Below are 12,973 nucleotides of genomic sequence, written 5' to 3'. Positions count from 1 at the left end.
GATCCAGGACGTGACCATCATGGCCATGGCCTCGCTCGCGGAGACGCGCGACAACGAGACCGGTGCGCACATCCGGCGCACCCAGCTGTACGTGCGCCGGCTGGCCGAGCAGCTCAAGACGCATCCACGCTTCGCCGGCTACCTGAGCGAGCGCACCATCGAGCTGTTGTACAAGTCCGCGCCGCTGCACGACATCGGCAAGGTCGGCATCCCGGACAACATCCTGCTCAAGCCGGGCCGGCTCACGCCCGAGGAATTCGAGGTCATGAAGAGCCACACCACGCTGGGCCACACGGCCATCGCCGAAGCCGAGCAGCGGCTGGGCATGAAGGTGGATTTCCTGTCGCTGGCCAAGGAGATCGCGCTGTCGCACCAGGAGAAGTGGGACGGCTCGGGCTACCCGCAGGCGCTGGCAGGCGAGGCGATCCCGCTGTCGGCACGGCTCATGGCGCTGGCCGATGTCTACGACGCGCTGATCAGCAAGCGCGTCTACAAGCCCGCGTTGCCGCATGCGGAGGCCGTGCGCATCCTGCAGGAAGGGCGCGGCAAGCACTTCGACCCGGACGTGGTCGATGCCTTCCTGGTCGTGGCGGAGGACTTCCGTACCATCGCGGAAACCCACCGCGACGAGGATTGATGCCGGCTTCACCGAACGACGCTTTCAGCGCCGCACGCCCCAAACTGTTTTCCATCGCCTACCGCATGCTGGGCACGCGCGCCGACGCCGAGGACGTGGTGCAGGACGCCTGGCTGCGCTGGCACGGCAGCGACCAGGCGGCCGTGCAATCGGCCGAAGCCTGGCTGGTGACCACCGTCACGCGGCTCGCGCTGGACCGGCTGCGTGCGGCCAAGGCCGAGCGCGAGGCCTATGTGGGCTTCTGGCTGCCCGAGCCGCTGGTGGAGCTGGACGAGCGCACACCCGAGGCCTTTGCGGAGCAGGCCGGCGAACTCTCGGTGGCCATGCTCTGGGTGCTGGAGCGGCTGGCGCCCGAGGAGCGTGCGGCCTACCTGTTGCGCGAGATGTTCGAGCAGGACTACGCCGACATCGCCAAGCTGCTGGACAAGAGCGAGGCCGCCTGCCGCCAGCTCGTGCACCGCGCCAGCGACCGCGTGCAGCGCGAACAGCCGCGCTTCGCCGTGCCCCGCGAGGCGCACCTGCGCGTGCTGGAGCGCTTCGTCACGGCCGCGCGCAGCGGCGCGCGTGATGCGCTGCAGGCGCTGCTGGCCGAGAACGCCGAACTGATCGGCGACGGCGGCGGCAAGGTGCCCTCCTTCGGCAAGGTGCTGCAAGGCGCGTTCCGCATCGCCAACCTGTTCTTCGCGGCCTTCCGCCGCGCGCCGGGGGCAGTGCGCTACCAAATGGCCACGGTCAACGGCGAGCCCGGCCTGCTGCGCTACGTCGATGGCAGGCTCGAGTCGGCGCTGGCCTTCGTCACCGATGGCGAGAAGATCCACACGGTCTACGCCATCCGCAACCCCGACAAGCTGCGCGCGCTGCCGCAGCAGCCATAGCCTGCGTCGGCGCACGCAGCGGCTGCCAGACGGCGTGCCGTCAGGGCCGCGTGCGGATGCCGGCGCCCAGCTGCTTCCAGGGCAGGTCGGCCGGGTCGGCCGCCATCGGGCCGGCGGCCTTGGCCACCAGGATGCGGCTGGCGATGGGCGTGAAGTCGGCGCGGAAGTGGTTGGAGCTCTTGACCACGATGATCTTCATGGCCTCGGCCTGCACGCCCAGCATGCGCAGCAGTTCGCGGTCCATCAGCTGCATCTTGCCGCTGACCACGGCGACCAGCACGCCGTCGGTCTCCAGCAACGCGCAGGGGCCCAGCGTGAGTGCCACGCCGGTCATCATCGGGCCCTTGAGCGTGACGCGCCCATCGGCCAGCGCGCGCACCGTGTAGCGGCCCCGCACGGGCGGGTCGCTGGGCCGGCCCGTGAAGGTGGGCACGGCCGTGCCCAGGGCCAGCTCCAGCGTGGCACCCTGGCCTGCCGCATGGGCGCGCGCGGCAGCGGCTTCGTCGAACATCAGGCCCAGCACCACGCGGCCGGGGTAGCGCCGGCCTGCGCCCTGGTGCAGCAACGCATGCAGCAGGCCGGTGGTGTTGCTGTCGCCGCCCGCGCCGGGGTTGTCCTGCGTGTCGGCCAGCACCACCGGGCGGTCGGTATCGGCCGCGAGGGCCAGCGCCTGGGCCACGGCATCGGGCGCGTTCAGGTAGTGGGGCCGCCACTGGCCGGGTTGGGCCACCAGCGCGAACAGCTCGGCCGCGGCGGCTTCGGCAGCGGCGCCATGGCTCCACACCATGGGCGCGCACTCGTCGAAGTCCGCCGCCGGAAACCCCATGCAGAAGCTGCTGACCGTGCCGTGCCGCCGGTCGATGGCCTGCAGCGCCTCGTACAGGCCCTTGGCCGGCTCCATCCAGGTGCTCTGCGCGTTCAACGGGATCAGGAAGGGCAGGCGCTGCGCCTGCAGCGGTTCGCGGCGGCCGGCGTGCACGCGCCGCGCCAGCAACTCGGCCGCCAGCTCGCCCGTGGCCGCCATGTCCACATGCGGGTAGCTGCGGTAGGCCACCAGCGCGTCGGCCTCGCGCAGCATGCGCTGCGTGACGTTGGCATGCAGGTCCAGGCTGGCGACGATGGGCAGGCCGGGGCCGACGATGGCGCGGATGCGGCCCAGCAGCTCGCCCTCGCTGTCGGCCGCATGCTCGGCCACGGCCGCGCCATGCAGGTCGAGGTAGACGGCGTCGAAGCCACCGCGCCGCACGTCGGCTTCCATGCTGCCGGCGATGCGCTCGAACGCGTCCTCGGTCACGAACGAGGAGGGAATGGCACCGGCCCAGCAGCTGGGCACCAGCTGCCAGCCGCGCGTGGCCGCCGCGTCGATGAAGCCACCGATGGGAATGTTCACGCCGCGCAGCTGCTCCAGCATGGCCTGGCCGTGCACGTAGGCCGGGAAGGTGTCGCCGCGGTTGAACGCGGCCCAATCGGCCAGGGTCGGCGCGAAGGTGTTGGTTTCGTGCTGGTAGCCGGCAACGAGGATCTTCATGGGTGTTCGGTGGTTGCCGCCGCCGGCCGCGCGCTCATCGGATCCCGGCGGGTGCGGCCTGCAGCAGGGTGCGGGTGTACTCGTGGCGCGGATCGGCGTACAGAGCCGCCGTGGCGCCCTGCTCGACGATGCGGCCCTGGTGCATGACGATGACGCGGTCGCACAGCTGGGCGGCCACGCGCAGGTCGTGCGTGATGAACAACAGGCCCAGGCCGAGCTCGTCGCGGATGCCCTGCAGCAGCGCGAGGATCTGCGCCTGCACGCTCACGTCGAGCGCGCTGACGGCCTCGTCGGCCACCAGCACGGCCGGCCTGCAGGCCAGTGCCCGCGCGATGGCGATGCGCTGGCGCTGCCCGCCCGAGAACTGGCTGGGGTAGCGCTGCAGGCCCTCGCGCGGCAGGCGCACCTTGTCCATGAGGTCTTCGGCCAGCGCCATCGCGGCGGCACGCGCCAGCCCCAGGTTCATGGCGCCCTCGACGATGGAATCGCCGACCTTGCGGCGCGGGTTCAGCGAGCGGTTGGGGTCCTGGAACACCACCTGTACACGGTCGCGCAGCGGGCGCAGCCGCGACTCGGGCAACTGCGCCACCTCGGTACCGCCCCAGCGGATGCTGCCGGCGCTGGGATCGATCAGGCGGATCATGCAGCGCGCCAGCGTGGACTTGCCCGAGCCCGATTCGCCCACGATGCCCACCGTCTCGCCCGCGCGCACGGCCAGCGCGGCTTCGCGCAGCGCATGGGTGTCGCGGCGCTGGCCCATCCAGTTGCGGCTCTGGTAGGTCTTGTCCAGCTTCTCGGCGGCCAGCAGCGCGGGGCCCATAGGCTCCGGCCGCGCGGGTGGCGGCGTCATGCTGGGCACGGCGTCGAGCAGCATGCGCGTGTAGTCGGCCTTCGGCGCGCGCAGCACGGCGTCGGCCGGGCCGTATTCGACGCAGCGGCCCTGGTGCATGACCAGCACCTCGTCGGCGATCTCGGCCACCACGCCCATGTCGTGCGTGATGAACAGCACCGCGCTGGACAGGCCCTCGGCGGCCTGCAGGTCTGCGATGAGGCGCAGGATCTCCTTCTGCGTGGTCACGTCCAGCGCCGTGGTGGGCTCGTCGCAGATCAGCAGTGCGGGCTTCAAGATCATGGCCATCGCGATCACGATGCGCTGGCGCTGCCCGCCCGACAGTTGGTGTGGATAGCTGCGCACCATGCGTGCCGGCTCCGGCAGGCGCACGCGCTCGAAGATGCGCAGCACCTCCTGCTGGCGCTGTGCGGCGGGCCAGTCGGTGTGCGCACGCAGCAGTTCGTCGACCTGGTCGCCGCAGCGCATGACGGGGTTCAGCGCCGTCATCGGTTCCTGGAACACCATGCCCATGGCCTTGCCGCGCAGCTGGCGCAAGCGCAATGCCGAGGCGTCGAGCAGCGATTCGCCCTGCAGCCGGACCTGGCCGGCGCTGGGCCGGAGTTCCTTGGGCAGCAGGCCCATGACGGTGGTCGCCATGACCGACTTGCCCGAGCCCGACTCGCCCACCACGCACAGCGTGCGGCCGGGCAGGATGGACAGGCTCACGTCCTCGATGGCGTGGCGGCGGTCGGCGCCGGCCGGCAGGGCCACGCTGAGGTGTTCGATCTGCAGGACGGGCTTCATCGCTTGGCGAACTTGGGGTCGAGCACGTCGCGCAGGCCGTCGCCGAGCAGGTTGATGGCCAGCACGGTGGGCACCAGGAACAGCGCGGGGAACAGCACGTTGCCGGGGTACTGGGTGAACTGCACGCGGCCCTCGGCCATGATGTTGCCCCAGGTCGGGATGTCGGCCGGCAGGCCCAGGCCCAGGAAGGAGAGGATGGCTTCGGTCAGCACGGCCGAGGCTGCGATGAAGGTGCCCTGCACGATCAGCGGCGCCAGCGCGTTGGGCAGGATGTGCCGCGCCAGGATGGTGGGCGTGGGTGTGGCCAGCGCACGTGCGGCCTCGACGAAGGGCTCCTCGCGCAGCGTGAGCACCAGGGCGCGCACGAGCCGGGTCACGCGCGGCACCTCGGGGATGGCGATGGCGATCACCACCGTCCACAGCTGCGCGCCGAGCGCGGCCACCAGCGCGATGGCCAGCAGGATGGCGGGGATCGCCATCATCCCGTCCATCACGCGCATGAGCACCACGTCCACCGCGCGGAAGTAGCCGGCCAGCATGCCCAGCAGCGCGCCCAGGCCAACCGCCACCAGCGCCGTGAAGGCCGCCACCAGCAGCGAGGTGCGCGTGCCGTAGAGCACGCGGCTGTAGATGTCGCGGCCGAAGTTGTCGGCGCCCATCCAGAAGGTGTGGGCCACCGTGCTGCCGTCCAGCAGCGCGAACTCGCCGCGCGTGCCGCGCGGGGTGTTGATGTGGGCCGAGTCCATGGCCGCCGGATCGACCGTGCCCAGCAGCGGCGCCGCGATGGCCACGGCGAGCAGGGCCAGCAGCACGAGGATGCCGAAGCGGAACGCGCTGTTGCGCCAGAGCCTTGCGAACATCAGTAGCGGATCCTGGGGTCGAGCACCAGGTACGACAGATCGACCAAGAGGTTGACCAGCACGTACAGCACGCTGAAGAAGAGCACCACGCCCTGGATCACCGGGAAGTCGCGGTTCAGCACCGCGTCCACCGTCAGCGAGCCCAGGCCCGGGATCGCATAGACCGTCTCGGTCACGACCACGCCGCCGATCAGCAGCGCCACGCCGATGCCGATCACGGTGGCGATGGGCACGGCCGCGTTGGCCAGCGCATGGCGCATCAGCACCGCGCTCTCGCGCAGTCCCTTGGCGCGCGCGGTGCGGATGTAGTCCTCGGTCAGCGCCTCGGAGACGCTGGCCCGCGTGATGCGCGCGATCAGCGCAACGTAGATGGTGGACAGCGTGACCCAGGGCAGCACGAGCTGGTAGGCCCAGGGCCCGACGCCTTGCGAGGAGGGGCCGAACAGCCGGCGGTAGCCCTGCACGGGCAGCCATTGCAGCTCGATCGCGAACAGGTAGATCAGCACGTAGCCGACCACGAACACCGGGATCGAGAAGCCCGCGACCGAAAAGCCCGACAGGATGCGGTCCAGCCAGCCGCCCATGCGCCAGGCCGCCAGCGTGCCCAGCGGCACGGCCAGCAGCACCGACAGCAGCAAGGTGCCGGCCGCCAGCGAGAGCGTGGGCTCGATGCGCTGGCCGATGAGCTCGGTGACCGGCTTGTTCAGATAGAACGAGTAACCCAGGTCGCCCTGCAGCACCCCCGAGAACCAGATCCAGAACTGCGCCAGCAGCGGCTTGGACAGGCCGAGCTGTTCGCGGATGCGGTCGATGTCCTCGTTGGTGGCGTTGTTGCCGGCGATCACGGCGGCCGGGTCGCCCGGCGTGAGCCGCAGGATCAGGAACACGATCACCGCCACCACCAGCAGCACCGGCACGACGGCCGCGAGCCGCTGGGCAAGAAAGCGCAGCATGCGGGCCCGTCGTCAGTTCTTCTTGATGTTCCAGTAGACCTGGGCGCCGCCGGGCACGATGCCGCTCACGTTGCTGCGCACGGCGGCCGGGTTGTTGTACTGGCCCAGCGGCACGTGGGTGGCGGTCTCGAAGGCGCGCAATTGCAGCTGCTCGGCCAGCTTCTTCTTGTCGGCATCGGTGCCGGCCTGCGCGAACTTGACCTTGAGCTCCTCGATCTGCGGGTCGTCCTGCCAACCGAACCAGCCCTTGTCGCCGGCCGCATTCATCATGGCCATGGTGAGCGGGTTCAGGATGTCGCCGGCGGTCCAGGCCGTCAGGAAGGCGTTCCAGCCGCCGGCCGAGGGCGCGTCCTTCTTGGCGCGGCGCGCCACCAGCGTGGCCCAGTCCATCTGCTGCATGTCGACCTTGAAGCCGGCGGCCTCCAGCTGCTGCTTGGCCACCAGCGGCAGCTTGCTGATGGAGGCCAGATCGGTCGGGCGCATCAGCAGCACCGGCGTGCCGTTGTAGCCGGCCTCCTTGAGCATCTCCTGCGCCTTCTTGGGGTTGGCCGTGCCCGTGAACAAGGGGCCGGTGGCGTCGCTCGCGAACGGCGTCCCGCACGGGAACATGCTCTTGCAGAAGCGGTACATGCCGGGCGCGCCCACCTGGGTCTTGAGGAAGGCCTCCTGGCCCAGCGCCACCATGGCGGCCTGGCGGATCTTCACGTTGTCGAACGGCGGGTGCAGGTGGTTGAAGCGCAGGATGTACTGCAGGCCGTCGGGCTGGGCATCGACCAGCTTGACGTCCTTGGCGGCCTTGAGCGAGGCGTACTGCTCGAAGGTGGGCTGCTCGATGATGTCGACCTCGCCGGCCAGCAGCGCATTGAACTGCGTCTGCGGGTCACGGATGACGACCCATTCGACACGGTCGATGAACACCGGCTTGCCGCCGGCCGTGCCGTCGGGCGCTTCGGCGCGCGGCTTGTACTTCTCGTTCTTGACGTAGACCAGGCGCTCACCGGGCTTGTACTCTGCAGTGACGAACTTGAACGGGCCCGAGCCGATGTGTTCCTTGATCTGCTCGGAGCCCGGCGTGGCCGCGATGCGCGCCGGCATGATGAAGGGCACGTTGGACGAGGGCTTGCCCAGCGCCTCCAGCATCACGCCGAACGGGGCCTTGAGCTTGATCGTGAAGGTCTTGGCGTCGGGCGTGGCATAGCTGTCCACGCTGCGCGCGAGCACGCCGCCGAAGCTGTCGCGGCTGGCCCAGCGCTTGAGCGAGGCCACCACGTCCTCGCTGGTGACGGGCTTGCCGTCGTGGAACTCCAGGCCGTCGCGCAACGTGAAGGTCCAGCTGAGGCTGTCCTTGGACATGGACCACTTGTCCACCATCTGCGGCTTGACCTTGCCGGCCGCATCGGTGCCGAACAAGGTGTCGTAGACCATGTAGCCGTGGTTGCGGGTGACGAAGGCCGTGGTCCAGATCGGATCGAGGATGGTCACGTTCGCATGGGGCACCACGCGCAGGGTGCTGGCCTGGGCCTGGGCCTGGGCCGACAAGGGCGCCAGCAGCGTGGCGGCCAGGGATGCGATCGCGATCAGGGAACGGCGTTTCATCGGACAACTCCTGGGATGACCTCTGGGTTGGGATCGGTGCGGCAGCAATATACGGGCGGATGCCTGGCGCCGGTGCGGCCGTTGCACTTCGTGGGTTCGACGCCACGGCGCTGCGGCAGGCACGAGATGTCAAGCAGTTTCCATGCCGCGCGCCGCACAGGCTGCATGGGCGCCCCAAACAAAAACAGGCCCCGCAGGGCCTGTGTTCGCAATGCGCCAGCGGCGATCAGCGCTCGATCGTCAGCGCCACGCCCATGCCGCCGCCGATGCACAGCGAGGCGATGCCCTTCTTGGCGTTGCGCCGGCCCATCTCGTGCAGCAGCGTGACCAGGATGCGGCAGCCGGACGCGCCGATCGGGTGGCCGATGGCGATGGCACCACCGTTCACGTTGATCTTGCTGGTGTCCCAGCCCATCTCGTTGTTGACGGCGCAGGCCTGGGCCGCGAAGGCTTCGTTGATCTCCAGCAGGTCCAGGTCGGCGGCCTTCCAGCCGGCGCGCTCGAGCGCCTTGCGCGACGCCGGGGCCGGGCCCATGCCCATGATGGCCGGGTCCAGGCCCACGGTGGCGAAGCTGGCGATGCGGCCCAGCGGGGTCAGGCCCAGCGCGGCGGCCTTCTTGGCCGTCATGACGACCACGCCGGCGGCGCCGTCGTTGATGCCCGAGGCATTGCCGGCCGTCACGCCGCCGGCCTTGTCGAAGGCCGGGCGCAGGCCGGCCAGGGCTTCGGCCGTGGTCTTCTTGTTGATGAACTCGTCGGCGGCGAACACCACCGGGTCGCCCTTCTTCTGCGGGATCGTCACGGGCACGATCTCGTCCTTGAACTTGCCGGCTTCCTGGGCGGCAGCGGCCTTTTGCTGGCTCGCCAGCGCGAACGCGTCCTGCGCTTCGCGGCTGATGCTGTACTGCTTGGCCACGTTCTCGGCCGTGATGCCCATGTGGTACTGGTTGTAGACGTCCCACAGGCCGTCGGTGATCATGGAATCGGCCATCTTCCAGTCGCCCATGCGCTGGCCGTCGCGCGAACCCAGCAGCACGTGCGGCGCGGCGCTCATGTTCTCCTGGCCACCGGCGATCACGATGTCCGAATCACCCCAGGCCACGGCCTGGGCGGCCAGCATGACGGCCTTCAAGCCCGAGCCGCAGACGGCGTTGATGGTGAGGCCGGGCGTGGACTTGTCCAGGCCGCTCTTGATGACGGTCTGGCGTGCCGGGTTCTGGCCCGAGCCCGCGGCCAGCACCTGGCCCATGATGACCTCGCCGACCTGGCCGGCGTCCAGCTTGGCGCGTGCGAGCAGTTCCTTGACCACGGTGGCGCCCAGTTCGGGCGCGGCGATCTTGGCCAGGCTGCCGCCGAACTTGCCGACGGCGGTGCGGGCGGCTGCGACGATGACGATGTCTTCCATGTCTCTTCCTAACGATGCTTGGGGTTGCGGGAATCGAAAAGCGGGTCAGGCCTTGGCCTTGACGTAGCGGCCGGGCGCGGGCTCGATGGCCTTGTATTGTGCGCGCCCGTAGCCGCGCGGTGCAGTGACCTGGCGGCCGGCATGGCCGGCCAGCCAGCCGGACCAATCGGTCCACCAGCTGCCCGGGTGCTCGGTGGCCGCGGCCAGCCAGTCCTGCAGCTTGGGCGGGAACTTGGTGTCGCTGCCGATCCAGTGGCTGCGCTTCTTCTTGGCCGGCGGGTTGATCACGCCTGCGATGTGCCCGGAGGCGCCCATCACGAAGCGCTTCTTGCCCGGCAGGTGCTGCGTCGATGCGTAGGCACCGCCGATGGGCACGATGTGGTCCTCGCGCGAACCATAGATGTAGACCGGCATGTCCAGCCGGGACAGGTCGATCTTCTCGCCGCAGACCGTGGTGGCGCCGGGCTTGACGAGCTTGTTCTCCAGGTACGTGTTGCGCAGGTACCAGGCGTAGAACGGCCCCGGCAGGTTGGTGGAATCGCTGTTCCAGTAGAGCAGGTCGAACGGCGGCGGCGTCTCGCCCTTGAGGTAGTTGCCGACCACGTAGTTCCAGACCAGGTCGTTCGGGCGCAGGAAGCTGAAGGTCGAGGCCAGGTCGTTGCCGGGCAACAGGCCGCCCTGGCCCATCTGCATCTCGCGGTACTTGACCATGTTCTCGTCGATGAACACATCCAGCACGCCGGTGTCGGTGAAATCGAGGAAGGTGGTCAAGAGCGTGAGCGCGGCGATGGGCTTTTCGCCACGCGCGGCCAGCACGGCGGCGGCCGTGCTCAGGATGGTGCCGCCGACGCAAAAGCCCAGCGCATTGATCTGCTTGGCGCCCGTGATGTCCTGCACCACGCCGATGGCGCGGATCGCAGCGTCCTCGATGTAGTCGTCCCAGGTCTTGTGCGCGAGCGACTGGTCGGGGTTGCGCCAGCTCACGACGAAGGTGCGGTGGCCCTGCTCCACCGCGTAGCGGATCAGCGAGTTCTCGGGCTGCAGGTCGAGGATGTAGAACTTGTTGATGCAGGGCGGCACCAGCAGGAAGGGCCGCTCGTAGACCTTGGCCGTGAGCGGCTTGTACTCGAGCAGCTGGAACAGCTCGTTCTCGAACACCACGGCGCCCTCGGTGGTGGCGACGTTGCGGCCGACCTCGAACTGGCTCTCGTCGGTCATGGACACATGGCCCTGGGCGATGTCGTGCAGCAGGTTCTGCATGCCCTTGGCGATGCTCTCGCCCTGGGTCTTGAGCGCCAGCGCCTGGGCCTCGGCGTTGAAGGCCAGGAAGTTGCTCGGTGCCGAGGCGGCCATCCATTGCTCGACGGCGAAGCGCACGCGCGCACGCGTCTTCTCGTCGCCCTGCACGGCATCGGCCAGGCCCATCAAGGTCCGCGCATTGAGCAGGTAGCTGGCGGCCGAGAAGGCGGCGACGGGATTGCCGGACCAGGCCTCGCCCGCGAAGCGCTTGTCGCGCTGCAGGGACTGCTGCATGTTCTGGCTCCACAGCGCACCGACCTCGCTGAGGTATTGCTTTTGCAGCTCCTGCAGCTTGTCGGGTGCGAACGACAGCGCCGGCATGGGCGCTGCAGCAGGTGTGCCCGGCGCCGTGCCGGCCGCTTGCTGCATGGCCTTGGCCAGCATGTCGCCCATCAGGCTCTGGAACTGCTGGGCGGCCTGCGCCCAGTCTGCTTGAGAATGCATTGCGTCTCCTCGACCTCGAAACCCCCAGAGAAACTGGGGTAAACCCTGATTACAGCAGCACCCTGTGAGGTGCAGCAACTTTTTTTACGTTATGTATCTGGTCGTGATCGCGTGGCTGTATGTAGCGCTGATGATGGCAGTGGCCGAAGCCACCAGTACGCAGGGCACGCTGCTCGGCGCCCTGGTGACCTTTGTACTCTACGGCCTCGGGCCGGTGGCACTGGTGGTTTACCTGATGCTGGCGCCGGCCCGGCGCAAGCTGCTGCGCGCGCGCGAAGCGGCCGAGTTCGCGGCGCAGCAACAGGCGCTGCGCGAGACCTCAGGCGCCGAGCCAGATGCAGGCGGCCATGCGCCCGCTGACGCGGTCGCGCCGGTGCGAAAAGAACCGTGAAGCGTCGCTGACCGTGCACCACGGCGCGCTGCCGTCGTTGCCGTGGATGCCTTGCAGGCCCGCTGCCGCCAGCCGCAGCCGGGCCAGCGCGGGCAGGTCGGCCAGCCACTTGCCGTCAGCGTGCGCGCGAAAGCATGGGGCCGCGGCGGCGGACTGCGCGACGAAGGCGGCGCGCACCTCGTCGCCGACCTCGAAGGCCGAGGGACCGATGCAGGGGCCCAGCCAGGCCAGCCAGCGCGCCTGCGGCACGGCGCTGCGCAGCGCCGCCAGCGTGCTTTCGAGCACGCCTGCCGCCAGGCCGCGCCAGCCGGCATGCGCGGCCGCGACGGCGCGGCCTTCGGTGTCGCAGAACAGCACGGGCAGGCAGTCGGCGACCATGATGGTGCAGGCCATTCCGGGCGCATGGCTCATGCAGGCATCGGCCACCGGCACGGCATGTCGGCTGGGCAGGCGCTCCACGGCCGTGCCGTGGACCTGCTGCATGAACACCGGCGTGGCGCCCAGTCGCGCGGCCAGCAAGGCGCGGTTGCGCAGCACGGCGGCGCCGTCGTCGCCCACATGGTCGCCCAGGTTCAGGCTGTCGTAGGGCGCCGCCGACACGCCGCCCGCACGCAGGCTCATGCGCGCCTGGACCCTGGCAGGCGCGGGCCAGTCGGGCACGAGCAGGTCCATCAGCCCTCGAAGTCCGGGCAGGCCGAGGGCTGGGCCTGCTGCACGGCGGGCAGGGCCATGCCGGCCTCGTAGGCGGCCATGGTCAGCGGCAGGCCGGACAGGTCGACCGCAAAGCGCTGCGCGTTGAAGATCTGCGGCACCAGGCAGCAGTCGGCCAGCGTGGGGCTGTCGCCGAAGCACAGGCGCGCCGGCCCATGGGCTGCGCGCAGCTGCGCCAGTTCGCGCTCGACCGCCTCCAGCCCGCTGCGGCACCAGTGCCGGTACCAGGCGTTCTTGGCGTCGTCGTCGACCCGCAGCTCCTGCGACAGGTACTTCAGCACGCGCAGGTTGTTGATGGGGTGGATCTCGCAGGCGATCGTCTGCGCCAGTGCGCGCACCTGGGCCCGCGCGAGCGGCGCGGCCGGCAGCAGCGGCGGCGTGGGATGCGTTTCCTCGAGGTACTCGATGATGGCCATGGACTGCGCCAGCGGCACGCCATCGACCTCGAGCACCGGCACCAGGCGGTCGGCGGACAGGGCCGCGAACGGCGCGCTGCGCTGCTCGCCCTTGACCAGGTGGATCGGCAGGTAGTCGTAGGCGATGCCCTTGAGCGCCAGCGCGATGCGCACGCGGTAGGAGGCCGAGGAACGGAAGTAGCTGTAGAGCTTCATGGCGGCAGGGGCTGCAATGGGAGCGGC

Annotated in this window: 12 protein-coding genes; 3 read left to right on the top strand and 9 right to left on the bottom strand. The window is 69.7% G+C overall.

All coding sequences use genetic code 11. The features are described from left to right. The coding region (locus IE209_RS23675; RefSeq protein WP_189689358.1) for an HD-GYP domain-containing protein at positions 1-637 on the top strand (637 nt) is incomplete at its 5' end. Beyond that, the gene (locus tag IE209_RS23670; protein ID WP_189689357.1) at positions 637-1,512 is read left to right on the top strand and encodes an RNA polymerase sigma-70 factor; all 876 of its coding nucleotides are present in this window, start codon (positions 637-639) and stop codon (positions 1,510-1,512) included. The genes IE209_RS23675 and IE209_RS23670, both read left to right, overlap by 1 nt. Before the next feature lie 40 nt (positions 1,513-1,552). Here the strand turns inward: IE209_RS23670 and IE209_RS23665 are convergent, their stop codons facing one another. From IE209_RS23665 to phaC, 7 genes are all read right to left on the bottom strand, one after another. Then, the gene (locus IE209_RS23665) at positions 1,553-3,040 is read right to left on the bottom strand and encodes a M81 family metallopeptidase (RefSeq protein WP_189689356.1); all 1,488 of its coding nucleotides are present in this window, start codon (positions 3,038-3,040) and stop codon (positions 1,553-1,555) included. A gap of 34 nt (positions 3,041-3,074) precedes the next feature. Continuing rightward, positions 3,075-4,676: a dipeptide ABC transporter ATP-binding protein gene (locus IE209_RS23660; protein WP_189689355.1), complete on the bottom strand. Its 1,602-nt coding sequence runs from the start codon at positions 4,674-4,676 to the stop codon at positions 3,075-3,077. Next, entirely contained in the window at positions 4,673-5,536 is an 864-nt protein-coding gene (locus IE209_RS23655; RefSeq protein ID WP_189689354.1) for an ABC transporter permease, read from the bottom strand. Before IE209_RS23655 ends, IE209_RS23660 begins: the two co-directional genes overlap by 4 nt. Further along, positions 5,536-6,489 (bottom strand): ABC transporter permease, encoded by a 954-nt coding sequence (locus IE209_RS23650; protein WP_189689353.1) that lies wholly within the window; start codon positions 6,487-6,489, stop codon positions 5,536-5,538. The genes IE209_RS23655 and IE209_RS23650 overlap by 1 nt, the downstream gene beginning before the upstream one ends. 12 nt (positions 6,490-6,501) lie before the next feature. Continuing rightward, on the bottom strand, positions 6,502-8,085 hold the full coding sequence (locus IE209_RS23645; RefSeq protein ID WP_189689352.1) for an ABC transporter substrate-binding protein: 1,584 nt from the start codon (positions 8,083-8,085) through the stop codon (positions 6,502-6,504). Positions 8,086-8,311: 226 nt separating this feature from the next. Beyond that, positions 8,312-9,490, bottom strand: a complete 1,179-nt coding sequence (locus tag IE209_RS23640; protein ID WP_145551622.1) for an acetyl-CoA C-acetyltransferase — start codon at positions 9,488-9,490, stop codon at positions 8,312-8,314. Positions 9,491-9,535: 45 nt separating this feature from the next. Then, the gene (gene phaC, locus IE209_RS23635; RefSeq protein ID WP_189689351.1) at positions 9,536-11,233 is read right to left on the bottom strand and encodes a class I poly(R)-hydroxyalkanoic acid synthase; all 1,698 of its coding nucleotides are present in this window, start codon (positions 11,231-11,233) and stop codon (positions 9,536-9,538) included. A gap of 91 nt (positions 11,234-11,324) precedes the next feature. Between phaC and IE209_RS23630 the strand changes: the two genes are divergently transcribed. Beyond that, positions 11,325-11,624, top strand: a complete 300-nt coding sequence (locus IE209_RS23630) for a hypothetical protein (RefSeq protein ID WP_189689350.1) — start codon at positions 11,325-11,327, stop codon at positions 11,622-11,624. Here IE209_RS23630 and pgeF read toward each other — a convergent pair. Both pgeF and maiA read right to left on the bottom strand, forming a co-directional pair. Next, on the bottom strand, positions 11,553-12,296 hold the full coding sequence (gene pgeF / locus IE209_RS23625; RefSeq protein ID WP_189689349.1) for a peptidoglycan editing factor PgeF: 744 nt from the start codon (positions 12,294-12,296) through the stop codon (positions 11,553-11,555). The genes IE209_RS23630 and pgeF overlap by 72 nt on opposite strands. Next, on the bottom strand, positions 12,296-12,946 hold the full coding sequence (gene maiA / locus IE209_RS23620) for a maleylacetoacetate isomerase (protein WP_189689348.1): 651 nt from the start codon (positions 12,944-12,946) through the stop codon (positions 12,296-12,298). Before maiA ends, pgeF begins: the two co-directional genes overlap by 1 nt. Positions 12,947-12,973 lie beyond the last annotated feature (27 nt).

The sequence above is a fragment of the Pseudorhodoferax aquiterrae genome (assembly GCF_014652235.1).
In the GTDB taxonomy this organism is placed as follows: Bacteria; Pseudomonadota; Gammaproteobacteria; order Burkholderiales; family Burkholderiaceae_C; genus Pseudorhodoferax; species Pseudorhodoferax aquiterrae.
This window is presented reverse-complemented; position numbering and strand designations above follow the sequence as displayed.

Excerpts from the sequence above, each read along its gene's own strand:
- IE209_RS23670 (WP_189689357.1), top strand. The coding sequence starts at position 637 with ATGCCGGCTTCACCGAACGACGCTTTCAGCGCCGCACGCCCCAAACTG.
- IE209_RS23665 (WP_189689356.1), bottom strand. The coding sequence starts at position 3,040 with ATGAAGATCCTCGTTGCCGGCTACCAGCACGAAACCAACACCTTCGCG.
- IE209_RS23660 (WP_189689355.1), bottom strand. The coding sequence starts at position 4,676 with ATGAAGCCCGTCCTGCAGATCGAACACCTCAGCGTGGCCCTGCCGGCC.
- IE209_RS23655 (WP_189689354.1), bottom strand. The coding sequence starts at position 5,536 with ATGTTCGCAAGGCTCTGGCGCAACAGCGCGTTCCGCTTCGGCATCCTC.
- IE209_RS23650 (WP_189689353.1), bottom strand. The coding sequence starts at position 6,489 with ATGCTGCGCTTTCTTGCCCAGCGGCTCGCGGCCGTCGTGCCGGTGCTG.
- IE209_RS23645 (WP_189689352.1), bottom strand. The coding sequence starts at position 8,085 with ATGAAACGCCGTTCCCTGATCGCGATCGCATCCCTGGCCGCCACGCTG.
- IE209_RS23640 (WP_145551622.1), bottom strand. The coding sequence starts at position 9,490 with ATGGAAGACATCGTCATCGTCGCAGCCGCCCGCACCGCCGTCGGCAAG.
- phaC (WP_189689351.1), bottom strand. The coding sequence starts at position 11,233 with ATGCATTCTCAAGCAGACTGGGCGCAGGCCGCCCAGCAGTTCCAGAGC.
- IE209_RS23630 (WP_189689350.1), top strand. The coding sequence starts at position 11,325 with ATGTATCTGGTCGTGATCGCGTGGCTGTATGTAGCGCTGATGATGGCA.
- pgeF (WP_189689349.1), bottom strand. The coding sequence starts at position 12,296 with ATGGACCTGCTCGTGCCCGACTGGCCCGCGCCTGCCAGGGTCCAGGCG.
- maiA (WP_189689348.1), bottom strand. The coding sequence starts at position 12,946 with ATGAAGCTCTACAGCTACTTCCGTTCCTCGGCCTCCTACCGCGTGCGC.